The 16,969-nt window shown below is 62.1% G+C and carries 14 protein-coding genes; 2 read left to right on the forward strand and 12 right to left on the reverse strand.

Going from position 1 to position 16,969, the window contains the following annotated elements; genetic code table 11:
• Positions 1 to 15: 15 nt before the first annotated feature.
• Positions 16 to 1,230: a phosphoserine phosphatase SerB gene (serB, locus tag ACXR0M_RS23265; protein ID WP_127648997.1), complete on the reverse strand. Its 1,215-nt coding sequence runs from the start codon at positions 1,228 to 1,230 to the stop codon at positions 16 to 18.
• A gap of 134 nt (positions 1,231 to 1,364) precedes the next feature.
• Between serB and ACXR0M_RS23270 the strand changes: the two genes are divergently transcribed.
• Positions 1,365 to 2,879 (forward strand): AhpA/YtjB family protein, encoded by a 1,515-nt coding sequence (locus tag ACXR0M_RS23270; protein ID WP_458834006.1) that lies wholly within the window; start codon positions 1,365 to 1,367, stop codon positions 2,877 to 2,879.
• Positions 2,880 to 3,197: 318 nt separating this feature from the next.
• On the opposite strand, the gene ACXR0M_RS23275 is transcribed toward ACXR0M_RS23270, so the two are convergent.
• The 9 genes from ACXR0M_RS23275 to ACXR0M_RS23315 form a co-directional block, all read right to left on the reverse strand.
• Positions 3,198 to 3,908 carry a PqiC family protein gene (locus ACXR0M_RS23275; protein ID WP_458834007.1) on the reverse strand — a complete coding sequence of 237 codons (711 nt, stop codon included), beginning with the start codon at positions 3,906 to 3,908 and terminating at the stop codon, positions 3,198 to 3,200.
• A 187-nt stretch (positions 3,909 to 4,095) separates the two neighbouring features.
• Positions 4,096 to 6,360: a DNA topoisomerase IV subunit A gene (gene parC / locus ACXR0M_RS23280; RefSeq protein ID WP_458834008.1), complete on the reverse strand. Its 2,265-nt coding sequence runs from the start codon at positions 6,358 to 6,360 to the stop codon at positions 4,096 to 4,098.
• A 7-nt stretch (positions 6,361 to 6,367) separates the two neighbouring features.
• Positions 6,368 to 6,892, reverse strand: a complete 525-nt coding sequence (locus tag ACXR0M_RS23285) for a retropepsin-like aspartic protease family protein (RefSeq protein ID WP_458834009.1) — start codon at positions 6,890 to 6,892, stop codon at positions 6,368 to 6,370.
• Positions 6,889 to 7,881 (reverse strand): esterase-like activity of phytase family protein, encoded by a 993-nt coding sequence (locus ACXR0M_RS23290; protein ID WP_458834010.1) that lies wholly within the window; start codon positions 7,879 to 7,881, stop codon positions 6,889 to 6,891. Before ACXR0M_RS23290 ends, ACXR0M_RS23285 begins: the two co-directional genes overlap by 4 nt.
• Complete coding sequence (gene parE, locus ACXR0M_RS23295; protein WP_458834011.1) at positions 7,881 to 9,788, reverse strand: DNA topoisomerase IV subunit B; 1,908 nt, start codon at positions 9,786 to 9,788, stop codon at positions 7,881 to 7,883. Before parE ends, ACXR0M_RS23290 begins: the two co-directional genes overlap by 1 nt.
• Positions 9,789 to 9,830: 42 nt before the next feature.
• Positions 9,831 to 10,439: a YqiA/YcfP family alpha/beta fold hydrolase gene (locus tag ACXR0M_RS23300; RefSeq protein ID WP_458834012.1), complete on the reverse strand. Its 609-nt coding sequence runs from the start codon at positions 10,437 to 10,439 to the stop codon at positions 9,831 to 9,833.
• Between the two features lie 157 nt (positions 10,440 to 10,596).
• The gene (gene cpdA, locus ACXR0M_RS23305; RefSeq protein ID WP_458834013.1) at positions 10,597 to 11,412 is read right to left on the reverse strand and encodes a 3',5'-cyclic-AMP phosphodiesterase; all 816 of its coding nucleotides are present in this window, start codon (positions 11,410 to 11,412) and stop codon (positions 10,597 to 10,599) included.
• A gap of 100 nt (positions 11,413 to 11,512) precedes the next feature.
• Entirely contained in the window at positions 11,513 to 11,965 is a 453-nt protein-coding gene (locus ACXR0M_RS23310) for a DUF1249 domain-containing protein (protein ID WP_458834014.1), read from the reverse strand.
• Positions 11,956 to 12,573 (reverse strand): NUDIX domain-containing protein, encoded by a 618-nt coding sequence (locus tag ACXR0M_RS23315; RefSeq protein WP_458834015.1) that lies wholly within the window; start codon positions 12,571 to 12,573, stop codon positions 11,956 to 11,958. The genes ACXR0M_RS23310 and ACXR0M_RS23315 overlap by 10 nt, the downstream gene beginning before the upstream one ends.
• 228 nt (positions 12,574 to 12,801) lie before the next feature.
• Between ACXR0M_RS23315 and ACXR0M_RS23320 the strand changes: the two genes are divergently transcribed.
• Entirely contained in the window at positions 12,802 to 13,548 is a 747-nt protein-coding gene (locus ACXR0M_RS23320; protein ID WP_458834016.1) for an RsiV family protein, read from the forward strand.
• On the opposite strand, the gene cytX is transcribed toward ACXR0M_RS23320, so the two are convergent.
• Complete coding sequence (cytX, locus tag ACXR0M_RS23325) at positions 13,517 to 14,809, reverse strand: putative hydroxymethylpyrimidine transporter CytX (RefSeq protein ID WP_458834017.1); 1,293 nt, start codon at positions 14,807 to 14,809, stop codon at positions 13,517 to 13,519. The two genes, ACXR0M_RS23320 and cytX, sit on opposite strands and share 32 nt — an antisense overlap.
• 199 nt (positions 14,810 to 15,008) lie before the next feature.
• The gene (gene thiC, locus ACXR0M_RS23330) at positions 15,009 to 16,898 is read right to left on the reverse strand and encodes a phosphomethylpyrimidine synthase ThiC (RefSeq protein ID WP_458834018.1); all 1,890 of its coding nucleotides are present in this window, start codon (positions 16,896 to 16,898) and stop codon (positions 15,009 to 15,011) included.
• Positions 16,899 to 16,969: the final 71 nt, after the last annotated feature.

The raw sequence follows: 16,969 nt of genomic DNA on the forward strand, positions 1-16,969 counted from the left end.
TCTTTTGATCTTTAATTACAACTGCCCGTCACGATCCCGGAACCCCAGCAGATACAGCACGCCATCCAGCCCCAAGGTGGAGATCGCCTGCTTGGCCGACTGTTTGACCAGCGGCTTGGCCCGGAACGCCACGCCGAGGCCTGCAATCGCCAGCATCGGCAGGTCATTCGCGCCATCGCCGACCGCAATGGTCTGCTCCAGCCGCAAGCCTTCCTTGTGCGCCAGCTCCTTCAGCAGATCAGCCTTGCGCTGCGCGTCGACAATCGGCTCGATCGCCACGCCGGTGCATTTACCGTCGACCACTTCCAGTTCGTTGGCGAACACATAGTCGATGCCGAGTCTGGCCTGCAGCTGCTTGGCAAAGTAAGTGAAGCCGCCAGACAGGATCGCGGTCTTGTAGCCCAGGCGCTTGAGTTCGGCGAACAGGGTTTCCGCGCCTTCGGTCAGGCGCAGCGAGGCGCCGATCGAATCCAGCACGCTGACGTCGAGGCCCTTGAGCAGCGCCAGACGCTCCTTGAAACTGGCACGGAAATCCAGCTCACCGGCCATCGCCCGCTCGGTGATGGCCGACACCTGCTCGCCCACGCCGGCAGCTTTCGCCAGCTCATCGATGACTTCGGCTTCGATCAGCGTCGAGTCCATGTCGAACACCGCCAGACGCCGGTTGCGCCGGAACAGCGAATCTTCCTGGAAGGCGATGTCGACGTTGAGTTCCTGGGCAACGCTGAGGAATTCGGCGCGCAGGGCCTGCGGATCAGCCGCCTCGCCACGCACGGAAAACTCGATGCAGCCCTTGCCCTTGTCCGCCGGTGTGTCCAGCGGCATGCGACCCGACAGACGGTCGATATGGTCGATGTTCAGGCCATATTTGGCGGTGATCGAGCTGACCGCCTGCAATTGGCCGGCGGTCACTTTGCGGGTCAGCAGGGTGACGATGTGGCGTTTCTTGCCTTGATTGCCCACCCACTGCTGGTAATCCTCTTCGGACACCGGGGTGAAACGCACCTGCTGGTCGAGCTCGTAGCCCTTGAACAGAATGTCCTTGAGCACGGCTTTGCCTTGCTCGGAATCGGGGATTTCAACCAGGATGCCGAACGACAGGGTGTCGTGGATCACCGCCTGACCGATGTCGAGAATGTTCACACCACCTTGTGCCAGAACGCCGGTAATGGCCGCAGTCAGACCCGGACGGTCGACTCCCGTGATGTTAATCAGGACGATTTCGCGCAACGCGCACCCCCGCAACTGGAAAAAAACCGCATTCTACCCACTTTCAGTGACCATCGGGCACCGCGAGCGCTTTGCCGGTCTAGGGCCTGTCGCTATACTGCGCGTCAACTTCACGGACAAAAGAGCCGAGCTCAGTGAACCGGCCCACGCCAGTTAAAACCGATAACTTCTTCCTGCTGATCTTCCGTGCACTGCGCCACCGCCGTGTACCGATTGCATTGCGCATTGCCAGCCATAACGTGATCCTGGTCGCTCTGGCCCTGGTGATCTATGCCGGAGTGATGGGCTTGCAGTTCAAGCAGGCCATGCACGAGCAGGCCGATGCGCTGGGCGAAAGCCTGACCACGCAGACCGCCACCTCCGCCACTGAACTGCTGGTGTCCAACGACATCCTCAGCCTCAACGTGCTGCTCAACAACCTGACCAAGAACAAGCTGGTGGCCCACGCGGCGATCTATAGCGTGGACAACCGCATCCTCGCCGAATCCGGTCAGCGCCCCAAGCACAGCCTGCTGGGCGAAGCCGAGGGCATGTACGAGAGCAAGATCACTTTCCAGGACGTGACGGCCGGGCAACTGCGCATCAGCCTGGACATGGATCAGTTCCAGCAGCCGATGACCATCAGCCTGCAGAGCATGGGCATTCTCAGTGCGATCCTGCTGGCGCTGTCGCTGGCCTTGAGCCTGCGCATGGGCCGCTATCTGTCGACGCCGCTGCTGCAATTGCGCGTTTGGCTGCGCAACATCGACGAATACACCCCGGGCACCGACCGCCAGGACGAAATCGGCGATCTCGCGCGCCAGTTGCATGCCAACTTCGCGCCGGAGCCTGCGCCAAAACCCGAGCCCGAGCCGGAACCCGAGTTCGAGGAAGACGACGAACCGGAGTTCGAGGTGCGCAACCTGCGTGACCCGAGCTTTGACGAAACCCGGCCGATGGCAGCGCAGAAACCGGCGCCACGCCACGTGGTCAGCACCGTTGAGGACGATGATGACGACGACGCGTTCGCCGATCTGCGCGACGAAGCACTGACCGACGCCGCCGTGCCAGCTGTTCGCCGGCCGACACCAAGCGTGCCGCAGCACAGCGCGGTGCTGGCGGTGCAACTGGGTTCGCAGGAACAACTGCGGCGCCTGCCACGTGCGCGTCTGGAAGAGTTGCAGGAGCGCTACCGCGACTGCCTCGATCAGGCCGCTTCGCTGTATCAGGGCGAAATCGAAACCCTGAACGACGGCAGCACGCTGATGCTGTTCCACACCGAAGACAGCGGCGACGATTACCTGACCAATGCGATCTGCTGCGGTGAGTTGCTGCGCGCGCTCGGCCATCAGTTGCAGATCGAAGTCGCCGACAGTGGCATCACCCTGCAACTGCAGTTGGGTCTGACGCTGGGCGATGAACTGTTCGGCCTGAGCCAGATCGACCTGTTGCTGACCGACTCGGCCCAGGACGCCCTGGCCCTGTCGCAACACAGCCGCAACCTGCTGCTGGTCGAGCGCAAGGTCGGTGACGATGCGCTGATTCGCCAACGCGCGCGCATCCGCCCGATCGCCAGCCCGGAAGGGGCTTGCTGTGTCGAGCGCTTGATGGAGCCGTATCCGTCGCTGCTCGAGCGGCAACTGGCGCGGATGCACGAGCGCCGGGTGTAAGCCTTGGCCTGAAACGCAAAAGCCCGCAGACGAGTGATTGTCTGCGGGCTTTTTGTTGCCCTTGAAAAGATCGCAGCCTGCGGCAGCTCCTGCATTTTGGAATGCGTTCCCCGGTAGGAGCTGCCGCAGGCTGCGATCTTTTGGCGTCTGTACGGGCCTCTTCGCGAGCAAGCTCGCTCCCACAGTGGATCGGCAGCGCCCGAACACCCTGTAGGAACGGGCTTGCCCGCGATGGCGTCAACCCTGCCCCCACAGAACCTCAGCCCCAGAAACAACAAAGCCCGCACTAGGCGGGCTCTGTTCTGAGGCGATCCGGGCTTAGAAGCGGAACACTTCCATGTCGGTGCGAATTGGCGAGGCCATCGGTATCTTCGGCTGCTTCTCGGCATCCGCCGCCGGCGCTGCCGGTTTTGGTGTCGCCTTACGCGGTGCTTCGGCCACCGGAGGCTGGTTGGCCAACGGTTTCAGCGCCGCCGACAACTGCTCGGCGAGGCGCTGCAGCAGAATGCCTTGCGCCTGGACCTGCGACGCCGTGGTGCCGGCGTGCAGCTCCTGCAGATGGACGATGCGGTTATCGCGGACCTTGCCACGGCGATCGATCAAGCGCCATTGCGCATCGAGAATCGCCGGTTGCTTTTCACCCGAATCCAGACGCGTGATGGTCATCAATACCTGCACATCCGGGGTAAACCCCAGCGTGGCGGGTGCCAGCACCACGCGCTGGCTGTCGAGATGACCGGCCACCTGACGCATCAGCAATTGATCGATATCCGACGAAAGGCTGCCTGCCCAACGACCGTCGGTCGATGCTTGCAGGCTGCCGTCCGGCTGACGTTGCAGCAGGGTTTCACGTTGCAGGTAATCAGCAATGACTACCGGGCCCAACAAAACCGCCATGCCTGTGCTTTGCGCAGGCTGAGCCGGACTTCCGCTGTCCAGCTGATACAGCGACACCGGCTGGTGTACGCTGCAACCCGCCAGGCCCAAAACGCCGGCGAGCAGGAAAATAAGGGGGCGCAGAGAAGTCATCATCCCGTCCAGGTGGTCGCCACAAGGCTGCCCACAGTGAAAATACTCAATAAATATAAAGAACGCTCGGCCACGCCGGCGCTTGGAGAGGCCATATCATCCGTGAATATGCGTCGCGACTCCAGCGCCAAAGCATCGATCTACGCGTTAAATCGTAGATCGACACGTCTAGAGAGGGCGTTCTGGCCTAGTTGAGGTTTTCGACGAGCAGCGCATCCACCCTCTGGAAGCCTCTTGGCAGCTTGTTGCCACGACGGCCACGCTCACCTTTGTAGTGTTCGAGGTCGTCGGCTTTCAGCGACAAGGTGCGTTTTCCGGCCTGCAACACCAGGGTGGCGCCTTCCGGAAGTACGGCGATGTCCGTGACATATTCTTCGCGACTGGCCACGCGTTCACCGGAGATACCGATGATCTTGTTGCCCTTGCCCTTACCCAATTGTGGCAGATCGCTGATCTTGAAGATCAGCAGGCGACCTTCGGTCGTGACCGAAGCCAGCCAGTTCTGCTCGCGATCGGCCACCGGGCGCGGCGCGATGACTTTGGCATTGTTCGGCAGGCTCAACAGGGCCTTGCCGGCCTTGTTCTTGGCTTGCAGATCTTCACCTTTGACCACGAAGCCGTAACCGGCATCGGAGGCGATCACGTAGAGCGCATCGTCGTCCGGCATCAACACGCATTCGAAAGTCGCACCCGGCGGTGGCGTCAGACGGCCGGTCAGCGGCTCACCCTGGCCGCGGGCCGACGGCAGGGTGTGCGCGGCTACCGAATAGCTGCGACCGGTGGAGTCGATAAACACCGCAAACTGGTTGGAACGCCCCGCCGCCGAAGTCTTGAAGCCGTCACCGGCCTTGTACGACAGGCCGGTGGCGTCGATATCGTGGCCCTTGGCCGAACGGATCCAGCCTTTTTCCGACAGTACGACAGTCACTTTCTCGTTCGGCAGCAGATCGTGCTCGGTCAGCGCTTTGGCTTCAGCACGCTCGACGATTGGCGAGCGGCGATCATCGCCGTAGGTTTCCGCGTCTTTGAGCAGTTCGCTGCGCACCAGCTTCTTCAGCTTGGCTTCGCTGCCCAGCAAGGCCTGGAGTTTGGCTTGTTCCTTGAGCAGTTCGTCCTGCTCGTCGCGCAGCTTCATCTCTTCCAGACGCGCCAATTGCCGCAGTCGGGTGTCGAGAATGTAGTCGGCCTGAATCTCGCTGAGGGCAAAACGCTCGATCAGCTTGGCCTTCGGGTGCTCCTCGGTACGGATGATGTGGATCACTTCATCGAGGTTGAGGTAGGCGATCAACAAACCGTCCAACAGGTGCAAGCGACGCTCGACCTTGTCGAGGCGGAATTGCAGGCGGCGACGCACGGTCAGCACGCGGAACTCCAGCCATTCGACCAGCAACGCACGCAGGTTTTTCAGCTGCGGCTTGCCGTCCAGACCGATGATGTTGACGTTGACCCGGTAGGTCGACTCCAGCTCGGTGCTGGCGAACAGGTGCTGCATCAGCGCTTCGTGATCGACGCGGCTGTTGACCGGAATGATCACGATGCGGCACGGGTTTTCGTGGTCGGATTCGTCACGCAGGTCGGCGATCTGCGGCGCTTTCGACGGTTTGGCCTGCATCAGCGCGGCGATCTGCTCCAGCACCTTGGCCCCGGAGACCTGATGCGGCAGCGCGGTGACGATAATGTCGCCATCCTCGACGTGGTACACGGCGCGCATGCGCACCGAGCCCTTGCCGGTTTCGTACATTTTCAGCAGGTCGGCGCGCGGCGTGATGATTTCCGCTTCGGTCGGGTAGTCCGGGCCCTGAATGTGTTCGCAGAGCTGCTCGACCGTGGCTTTGGGCTCATCGAGCAGACGCACGCAAGCGGTGGCGACTTCGCGCAGGTTGTGCGGCGGCACGTCGGTGGCCATGCCCACGGCGATGCCGGTGGTGCCGTTGAGCAGGATGTTCGGCAAACGTGCCGGCAATACCAGCGGTTCCTGCAGGGTGCCGTCGAAGTTCGGACCCCAGTCCGCGGTGCCCTGCCCCAGCTCGCTGAGCAGCACTTCGGAATAGCGCGACAGACGTGCTTCGGTGTAACGCATGGCGGCGAAGGACTTCGGATCGTCCGGCGCACCCCAGTTGCCTTGGCCATCGACCAGCGTGTAGCGATAGCTGAACGGCTGGGCCATCAGCACCATCGCTTCGTAGCACGCCGAGTCGCCGTGCGGGTGGAACTTGCCGAGCACGTCGCCGACGGTACGCGCCGATTTCTTGTGCTTGGAATCGGCGTCCAGCCCCAGCTCGCTCATGGCGTAGACGATACGCCGCTGTACCGGTTTCAGGCCGTCGCCGATATGCGGCAGAGCACGGTCCATGATCACGTACATGGAGTAGTTGAGGTAGGCATTTTCGGTGAAGTCAGCCAGCGAGCGGCGTTCTACACCGTCCAGGCTGAGATCAAGGGAGTCGCTCATGCGGGCCTCATCGGTTCGTTGTCTGGCGCAGCAGCATGGTGCCACCGCGCTGGGTAAATTCAAGTTTGTTCAGGGCGCTCATGCCGAGCAGCACCTGATCGCCATGCAGTCCCGGCGCCACCAGTGCACGGACGTCCCGCAGCACGATGTCGCCCAGTTGCAGGCGGGCGATTTTGGTCCGGTAGCCCTGACTGAGGCCGTTGGCCGTGCTCAGGGTCACGCCGAAGCCTTCTTCCAGTTTCAAGCGTCTGGCCAGATCCGCCGGGATCGCCACATCGGTGGCACCGGTGTCGAGCATGAACTCCACCGGCTCACCGTTGATCTGGCCGCTGGCGACAAAATGCCCTTGGGCGTTGCCGGCCAGCTTGACTTCGATCACCCCGTTACGCTGCTCGGATGTGACCACTACATTTGGATTCTGCTGGCGTTCTTCCCATTGGCCGAAAAAACGCGTCGCCAGAAACAACCCGGCGCACCAGGCCAGAATCATCAACACCCGACCGGCACGCTTGCCCGGCGGTTGCTGACTCACGGCTTGGCGCTCCAGCCACCGTCCGGCGCGGCAAAGCGCCAGACGATCGGGCGTTTTTCGCCATCGGCACGCGCGCCGTCGTTGTTGTCCAGACCGATCCACGCGCCTTCGGCGTCCACCACCAGCGCCTCCGCCAGACCGTAGGCCTGTGAATAACGCCGTTGCGGCTGCAAAGCTTCATCTGCGAACGACCAGCAGCGCTCGACTTTGGCCGTCAGCGCATCACGCCGACAGATGCGGAACGCATTGCGCTCGAGGGTGAACAGTTTGCCGTTGAACAGTGACAGGTCGGCGAAGTCCCGAGTGACCGCGCGGGCCTTGGGAAACTGCGGCGGTTGCATCTCGACCCCGGCTTCGCTGAGCAGCACACAGCCGCCGTCGCAATCCCAGACCGTCTGCTGGCGCTTGATCTTCAGCAGGCCACGGCGCTCACGCTCGGCAGCCAGCCAGATTTCATCGCCGGCCGGGTTGATCGCCAGACCTTCGAACAAGGCGTTGAAGTGAAGCAACATGCCACTGGCCCGGGCCTCACGCACCAGCATCGGCGAGATTTTCAGCCACGCCGCCGTGCCTTGCGGCGAGACCTGCAGCACCGCCGCATGCGCCTCGCTGACGATGTAGCGGTTACCGGCGCTGTCGCAGGTGATGCCTTCGAAATCGAGGTCACCGCCACGGATGAACGACGCCGCCCAGGTCCGCGAGCTCAGGCCCCACGGCAAGCCGCTGTCGGGCACTTTCGGCACGTCGAGGTGCACGGTTTCGGCCTGCCACACCGGATCAGCCGTGTTGAGGCGATAGATCTGGTCGTCGTCCCGATCGGACACGGTCCACAGATCTTTGCCGCACAGCGCCAGCCCGGAGAGGTTGCCGCCGCGCATGCCGTCCACCGGATGCTCGGCCAGCAGCTTCAACTCGGGGACCGCCTCGGCCGCCACCGTCGTCGTCGAACCCAGCAATAACGCGCACGCCAGGGCGACGGCAAAGCGCATCAGGCCAGCACCTCGGCAAGGTTGCCCTTGGATTCGAGCCAACTCTTGCGGTCGCCGGCGCGTTTCTTCGCCAGCAGCATGTCCATCATTTCCGAGGTCTGGGCGAAGTCTTCACCGAGGGTCAACTGCACCAGACGCCGGGTGTTCGGGTCCATGGTGGTTTCACGCAACTGCGGCGGGTTCATTTCACCCAGACCTTTGAATCGGGTGACCTGCGGCTTGCCGCGTTTCTTCTCGGCCACCAGACGGTCGAGAATCCCGTCGCGCTCGGCTTCGTCGAGGGCGTAGTAGATCTCTTTGCCAAGGTCGATGCGGTACAGCGGCGGCATGGCGACGTAGACGTGACCGGCATCCACCAGCGGGCGGAAATGCTGGACGAACAACGCGCACAGCAACGTGGCGATGTGCAGACCGTCGGAGTCGGCGTCGGCGAGGATGCAGATCTTGCCGTAACGCAGCTGGCTCATGTCCTCGGCACCCGGATCGACACCGATGGCCACAGCAATGTTGTGCACTTCCTGGCTGGCCAGCACTTCGCTGCCGTCGACTTCCCAGGTGTTGAGGATTTTGCCGCGCAACGGCAGGATCGCCTGAAACTCTTTGTCCCGCGCTTGCTTGGCGGAACCACCGGCGGAATTACCTTCGACCAGGAACAGTTCCGAGCGCATCGGATCCTGTCCGGCGCAGTCCGCCAGCTTGCCCGGCAGCGCCGGACCTTGAGTGATCCGCTTGCGCTCGACCTTCTTGCTCGCTTTCAGGCGGCGACCGGCGTTGCTGATCGCCAGCTCGGCGAGGGCCAGACCGGTTTCCGGGTTGGCATTGAGCCACAGACTGAACGCATCCTTGACCACACCGGAAACGAACGCCGCCGCTTCACGGGACGACAGACGCTCTTTGGTCTGGCCAGAGAATTGCGGCTCCTGCATCTTCATCGACAGGACGAAAGCGATGCGTTCCCAGACATCTTCCGGCGCCAGCTTCACGCCGCGCGGCAGCAGGCTGCGGAATTCGCAGAATTCACGCATGGCATCGAGCAGGCCCTGACGCAGGCCGTTGACGTGGGTGCCGCCCTGCTCCGTGGGAATCAGGTTGACGTAGCTTTCCGTCACCGAAGTGCCGCCTTCGGGCAGCCACAGCAACGCCCACTCGACGGCCTCCTTGGTGCCTGCCAGATTGCCGCAGAACGGCGCATCCGGCAGACGCTCGAACTCGCTCACCGCATCAACCAGATAGGAACGCAGACCGTCTTCGTAATGCCACTCGACCTTCTCGCCGGTGCCTTTGTCTTCGAAGCTGATCAACAGCCCCGGGCACAATACGGCCTTGGCCTTGAGCACATGCTTGAGGCGGCTGATGGAAAACTTCGGCGAATCGAAATACTTCGGATCCGGTGCGAAGTAAACGCTGGTACCGGTATTGCGTTTGCCGACGGTGCCGATCACCGCAAGGTCAGTGGCCTTGAAGCCGTCGGCGAAAGTCATTTCATATTCATTGCCGTCACGCTTGACCCGCACACGCACTTGCGTCGACAAGGCGTTGACCACGGAAATACCCACCCCGTGCAGACCGCCGGAGAACTGGTAGTTCTTGTTGGAAAACTTGCCGCCCGCGTGCAGCTTGGTGAGGATCAGCTCGACGCCCGACACTCCCTCTTCCGGGTGAATGTCGACTGGCATGCCGCGCCCGTCGTCGCTGACTTCCAGCGAGTGGTCGGCGTGCAGGATGACCTGGATCGATTTGGCGTGGCCGGCCAGAGCTTCGTCGACACTGTTGTCGATGACTTCCTGGGCAAGGTGGTTCGGCCGACTGGTGTCGGTGTACATGCCGGGGCGTTTGCGCACCGGGTCGAGGCCCGAGAGGACTTCGATGGCGTCGGCGTTATAAGAGCTAGCGCTGGGAGTGGCCATAGGGTCTCGTCGTCAGTGATTCAATAAAAAAGGGGCAAGACATCACAGTGCAGTGAAATCGATTGCCTGATACAAATCGGCGCCAATGCCGGCAAAACTCAGCAACGCCGGCAGTTGCCCGGCAAAACCCTGAAAACTGTGGTCGCCGCCGGCCTGAATGCGCAAGGCACAGGCCCGGTAATACTGCTGGGCGAGGCGATAATCCAGTGTTTCATCGCCGGTCTGCAACCACACCTGATAGCGCTGCGCATCCACCGGCGCCGGCACTTCCAGTTCGGCCAGCGCCGTGACGTGGTCGTGGGTCAGTTCCCAGGTTTCTTCGGTATACAGGTTTTGCTGCGTGCCCAGGTAGCCGTCGAACATCCGGTGCGGACTGACTGCCGGGTTGACCAGCAGGGCTTTCAAGCCGTGGCGCTCGGCCAAGTGAGTCGCATAGTAGCCGCCGAGCGAGCTTCCCACCAGTAACGGCCGGCCCAGCTCGGCAATCGCCTGCTCCAGCTGACCGATGGCTTGACGCGGGTGGTGATGCAGCGCCGGGACACGCAGTTGCTCGCTCAACCCCAGTTGCTCCATCACGGCGACCAGCTGACAGGCCTTCTTCGAGGACGGCGCGCTGTTGAAACCGTGGATATAGAGGATCGAACCGGACATTTGAGCTCCCTGGGTGTCGGCGAAAGATAGCGGAGTTTACAGGGAGTCAGGGAAGTCGTGGGTGTTTGTAAGGACGCCATCGCGAGCAAGCCCGCTCCCACTTTGGAATGCGTTCCCCTGTGGGAGCGGGCTTGCTCGCGAAGAGGCCCGATGGGCCTCAGTAACCGTTGGAGCCGTAATCGATGGTGAATTCGAAATCGGTCACGCGCTCGACGCCCGTCTCGATTCGCCCATCCGGCATCAGCCGCAACCAGCGATACCCCGGCGCCTGTTCGCCGACCTTGAAGTCGTGACTGCGCGGTTCGAACTGAATGCAGGTCGACGGCGAGGCCAGCAGTCGTACGCCGTTGCGCTCGCGGTCGATTTCCTGGTGCACATGCCCCCACAGCACCGCGCGGACCTGTGGAAAACGGTCCAGCACCTCGAAGAACGCTTCGGGATTGCGCAAACCGATCGGCTCCATCCACGGGCAATCGATCGACACCGGATGATGGTGCAGACACACCAGATGATGGCGCTCCGGCGCTTCGCTCAGCGAACGGGCCAGCAGTTGCAGTTGATCGTCCTGCAGAAACCCTGGCACCGATCCCGGCACCGCCGAATCGAGCATGGTCACCCGCCAGTTGCCGATATCGACCACCGGCTCCAGCAGCGCGCTCTGCACCGCGGCCTGCGCCATGATCTGCGGTTCGTCGTGATTACCGGGAATCCAGCGCGCCGGCGCGTCGATTTGTGCGCTCAGCTGACGAAACTGTTGATACGACTCCAGTGTGCCGTCCTGGGAAATATCGCCCGTGGCCAGAATCAGGTCGATCTGCGGCTGCTGTTCCAACACGCACTCAATAACCCGTTGCAGGCTGGCACGGGTGTTCATGCCCAGCAGCGTGCCATCCGCCTCGGCGAACAGATGACTGTCGGATAGCTGCACCAGCAACGCCGGATCAGCGGTGGTCAATGTGGATACGCTCGGCAAGGCGCTCTCCCAGGGCAAAAAGCACGGAATCGGTTGAGTGGCGCAATTATGCTGGGGGATGACGCAAAGAGGAAACCGGCGAACCGGACGCAGTTCACAACTAGCGTACGACTTCGTACTCGTGCCCCAGGGCCAGGCAATGGCTCAGCCATTCCCCCAGGAACAGATTGAGCTGGGCCTTTTCATCCGGCTGATGCATCGCGGCGTTCGGATAAGGATAGATGCCGCGAAAGCGTCGTGCGTGTTCGGCGCTGATCACCTCGGCCATACGCGCGTCGTGATACACCTGCACTTCCAGTTGCGGCACCGGCAGCCATGGCAGGCTGTGTTCCTGACGCACTTGTAACGTGGTGGTGTAAGGACAGGTCTGCAGCACTTCGAGGGCCAGCACGCCGAGCATTTGTTCGCCCTGGGTCACGGCGATGCGCCGCGCCTCGGGGTCGTTGCGCATGTCCGGCAGCAGTCGCATCAGGCGCGCGTAGTTGGCCTCGCAGGCGGCTTGCAGCCCTGCCAGGTCAACCCGATACCGATCGCGCAGCTTGTTTACGACCATAGCCCCCTCACTTCGGCGCGGTTGAGCGCCAGCCACTGCAAGGCGATGATGCTCGCCGCGTTGGCAATGCGTCCGTCACGGACGGCCTGCAAGGCATCTTCAAAAGCCCAGACCGTGACGCGGATATCTTCGGCTTCTTCCTCCAGCCCATGCAGGCCGCCTACGCCTTCGGTGCTGCACCGCCCCAGAAACAAATGCACGAATTCATTGCTGCCACCCGGCGAAGGGAAATATTTGGTCATCGGCCACAGGGCCTTGATGTCCAGCCCAGCTTCCTCCTGCGCCTCGCGGTGAGCAACCTCTTCCGGCACTTCGGCCTTATCGATCAGACCGGCGACCAGTTCCACCAGCCACGGGTTGTCGGTCTTGCCCATGGCGCCGACGCGAAACTGCTCGAGCAGCACCACTTCGTCGCGCTGCGGATCGTAAGGCAGCAGGCACACCGCATCGTGACGCACGAAGACCTCGCGGTTGATCTCGCGGCTCATGCCCCCGGCGAACAGTTCATGGCGCAGGTGCAGACGGTCGAGCTTGTAGAAGCCTTCGTAGCAGCGCTCGCGCTTCACGACATCGACGGTGGTCGGAATGGCATTGGCAAAATCAGTCATGAACATCCTCTTTACTGCAAATCCGTTTACGCGGTGCCTGGCGGGACGGGCAACCTCGACTTCGCGCCATCCTAACGCGCCGATGCCGATTGATGCAGCCCCTTTACCGTCAGCGGGATGGACGGTGGCGGCGAAACCCACTCTAATTAGCTTAGTGGCGAACTGACTGCTTCGGTGAGAGTCGAAGCGGATAACTTTTTGCCTTCCCCTGTTTCAGAAAGGACGCCCATGTCGCTTTTCAAAATTGCCTCCGTGGCCGCCATCGCCCTGACCCTGGGTGCCTGCGCCAACCTGTTCCAGCCCAATTACCGCACGCCGCTGGAGACCACCCGCGACGCTTCGGAAACCCTGAAACCCGGCTGCTCCAACCCGGACTGCCCGCTGGTCAACATCGACACCGTGCACTTCGCGGCCGAGCCTGCGCTGGACGGCATCATCGAAAAACGTCTGCTGCAAATGACCCGCACCGAGGCGAACGCACCGGTGGCGCCAACCCTGGCGGCCTATCGTGATCAATTTCTGCGCAGCGCCGGCCCGCGCAACAGCAGCTATCTGCAGGCCAAGGTACGCGAGCAGCATGACGGCTTGGTGATCATCGAGCTGTCGAGTTACCTCGACACCGGTGGTGCACATGGCACCCCGGGCCGCGGCTTCATCAACTACTCACGCCAGCAGCATAAAGTGCTGAACCTGTCGGACATGTTGCTGCCGGGTCAGGAAGAGGCGTTCTGGAAAGCCGCGCAAGTGGCGCACAACAGCTGGCTGATCAGCACCAAACTGGATCAGGAAGCCGAGTTCGTGAAGAACTGGCCGTTCGTGAAAACCCCGAACGTGGCGCTGACCTACGGCGGCGTGATCCTCAAGTACGACGTGAGCACCATCGCGCCATACGCGCTGGGCCACGTCGAACTGAAGATTCCTTACCCGCGCCTGAACGGTATCGTCAAACCCGAGCTGTTTCCGGGCCGTAACTGAAGGCTCGACCGAGCACCAGCTGCAACAGCCCTGCCAGCATCAGTGCCGGCAGGGTCGCGCCGACATCCGGATACAGATTCGCCAGCAAGTGGTAGGTGCTGATCCCGCCCAGCCACGCCAACAGCGCCGGCCAGCGCAATGCGGCTGACGCCACCTGAGCGCTGCGCTTGCGCAGGATGAAGTGATCCACCAGCACCACGCCGAACAGCGGCGCGAACACCGAGCCGATCAGCAGCAGGAAGTTCTGGTACTGCGCCAGTGGCGCCAGCAGCGCGATCAGGGTGCAGAGCACACCGATGGCCAGCGCCAGATGCTCGACCTTCAAACGCAACAGAATCCCGCTCGATACCGCTGCCGAATGAATGTCGGCGAAGGCGTTTTCCGATTCGTCCAACAGAATCAGCAGCAGCGGAATCCCCAGGCCGGCACCGGCCAAAGCCAACAGCAAAGCATTGACCTCACCGCTCGGCGCGAACGCCAGGGTGTAGGCCACGCCGAGGCTCATCAGCCAGAAATTGCCGATGAAGAAACCGATCGCCGTACCACCGAACACGTTCTTCGCGCGCTTGCCGAAGCGCGAGTAGTCGGCAATCAGCGGCAGCCACGACAGCGGCATCGCGATGGCGATGTCGAAACCCACGGCGAACGGCATCGAACCATCCCCGCTACGCGCCCAGAGCGCCGCCAGATCGGCCTTGGCGAACAGGTTCCAGGTCAGCCAGATGCACGCGGCGAGGATCAGCCAGATGCCCCATTTGCGCAGGATCTTGCGCACGAACGTCAGCGGCCCGCTGACCGCAAGCAGCGTTGCCAACGCACCGAAGCACAAGGTCCAGAGCATCGGGCTGGCCCACAGCGAACCTTCGCTGAACGCGCGGCCGCCCAGCAGGCTGGCGGCATCGCGCATGACGATGATTTCGAACGAGCCCCAACCGATCAATTGCAGCAGGTTGAGCAGCGCCGGCAGGCTCGCACCTTGACGGCCGAGACTGAGTTTGAGCGCGGCCATCGACGACAGGCCGGTGTCGCTGCCGATCACCCCGACCGCCGCCAGCAACAGCACGCCGACCAGCGTGCCAAGGAAAATCGCCAGCAACGAACCCGACAGGCCCAGCCCCGGCGCGAGCAACGCACCGGTCTGCAGCACCATCAGGCCGATACCGAGGGAGAACCACAGGGAAAACAGATCGCGACCGCCGAATACCCGCTTGTCGGCGGGTACGGCGAGGTCGGGGGAATAGGTGCCGGGTTGAATGCTCAAGGGTGTTATCTCAGAGGGACGTTTGTTGTTGTGTTGATCACACAGACCTCTTGTGGCGAGGGGATTTATCCCCGATCGACTGCACAGCAGTCGCAATTTTGAGTAATGGGTATTTCAGATGTACCGCACTCTCAGGTATTGGGGCTGCTTCGCAGCCCATCGGGGATAAATCCCCTCACCACAAAAAATCAGCCAGATATCAAACCTTCTTGTACAGCTGACTGCCTTCCTTCTTGAACCGCTCGGCCTGTTCCGCCAGGCCTTGGGCGACGTCCACGTCGACCGTGTCGATCCGCTGGTTGGCCGCGTATTCACGGACTTCCTGGGTGATCTTCATCGAGCAGAATTTCGGCCCGCACATCGAACAGAAGTGCGCGACCTTGGCCGAATCCTTCGGCAGGGTTTCATCGTGATAGGAACGCGCAGTGTCCGGATCGAGGCCAAGGTTGAACTGGTCTTCCCAACGGAATTCGAAACGCGCCTTGCTCAGGGCGTTGTCGCGAATCTGCGCGCCCGGATGCCCTTTGGCCAAGTCCGCAGCGTGGGCGGCGATCTTGTAGGTGATGATCCCGGTCTTCACGTCATCCTTGTTCGGCAGGCCCAGGTGTTCCTTCGGCGTCACGTAGCAGAGCATCGCGCAACCGAACCAGCCGATCATCGCCGCGCCGATACCCGAAGTGATGTGGTCGTAGCCCGGCGCAATATCAGTGGTCAGCGGGCCGAGGGTGTAGAACGGCGCCTCGTCGCAGCACTCCAGCTGCTTGTCCATGTTCTCCTTGATCAACTGCATCGGCACGTGGCCCGGGCCTTCGATCATGCATTGCACGTCGTGCTTCCAGGCGATCTTGGTCAGTTCGCCCAAGGTTTCCAGTTCGCCGAATTGCGCTTCATCGTTGGCGTCGGCAATCGAGCCCGGACGCAGACCATCGCCCAGCGAGAAGCTGACGTCGTAGGCCTTCATGATTTCGCAGATTTCGTCGAAGTGGGTGTAGAGAAAGTTCTCTTTGTGATGCGCCAGGCACCACTTGGCCATGATCGAACCGCCACGGGAAACGATGCCGGTCACGCGCTTGGCGGTCAGCGGCACGTAGCGCAGCAACACGCCGGCGTGGATGGTGAAGTAGTCGACGCCCTGCTCGGCCTGCTCGATCAGCGTGTCGCGGAACAGCTCCCAGGTCAGGTCTTCGGCGACGCCATTGACCTTCTCCAGCGCCTGATAGATCGGCACGGTACCGATCGGCACTGGCGAGTTGCGGATGATCCACTCGCGGGTTTCGTGAATGTGTTTGCCGGTGGACAAGTCCATCACCGTGTCCGAACCCCAGCGAATGCCCCAGGTCAGTTTCGCCACTTCTTCTTCGATGGACGAACCCAGGGCGCTGTTGCCGATGTTGCCGTTGATCTTCACCAGGAAGTTACGGCCGATGATCATCGGTTCCAGTTCGACGTGGTTGATGTTGGCCGGAATGATCGCGCGACCACGGGCGATTTCTTCGCGGACGAACTCAGGGGTGATTTCTTTCGGGATGCTCGCGCCGAAACTGTGGCCGGCGTGTTGCTGGTTCAGCAGGCCGGCAGCGCGGGCCTCTTGCAGTTTCATGTTTTCGCGGATGGCGACGTATTCCATCTCGGCGGTGATGATGCCTTTGCGCGCGTAGTGCATCTGGCTGACGTTGGCCCCGGCCTTGGCGCGGCGCGGGTTGTTGACGTGGGCGAAGCGCAGCTTGGTCAGTTCCGGGTCGGCGAGACGTTCCTGGCCGAAGTTGGAACTCAGGCCTGGCAGGCGCTCGGTGTCGCCGCGGTCGTCGATCCACGCCGAACGCACGTCGCCCAGGCCTTTGCGCACGTCGATCACCACGTTCGGGTCGGTGTACGGGCCCGAGGTGTCGTAGACGGTCACCGGCGCGTTGATTTCGCCGCCGAAGTCGGTCGGCGTCACATCGAGGGTGATTTCGCGCATCGGCACGCGGATGTCCGGGCGCGAGCCCTGAACGTAGACTTTTTGCGAACGGGTGAACGGCTGAACCGATTGCTCGTCGACCTTGGCCGAGTCACTCAGGTTGATCGCGTTTTTTGATTTTGTCGTCATCACGGGCTCTCCAGACAGCATCCAGGCAGTGGATTGTCGGAGCAGAACCTGAAAGGCACGGACGCACCAGG

The sequence above is a fragment of the Pseudomonas sp. Eth.TT006 genome (genome assembly GCF_054456575.1).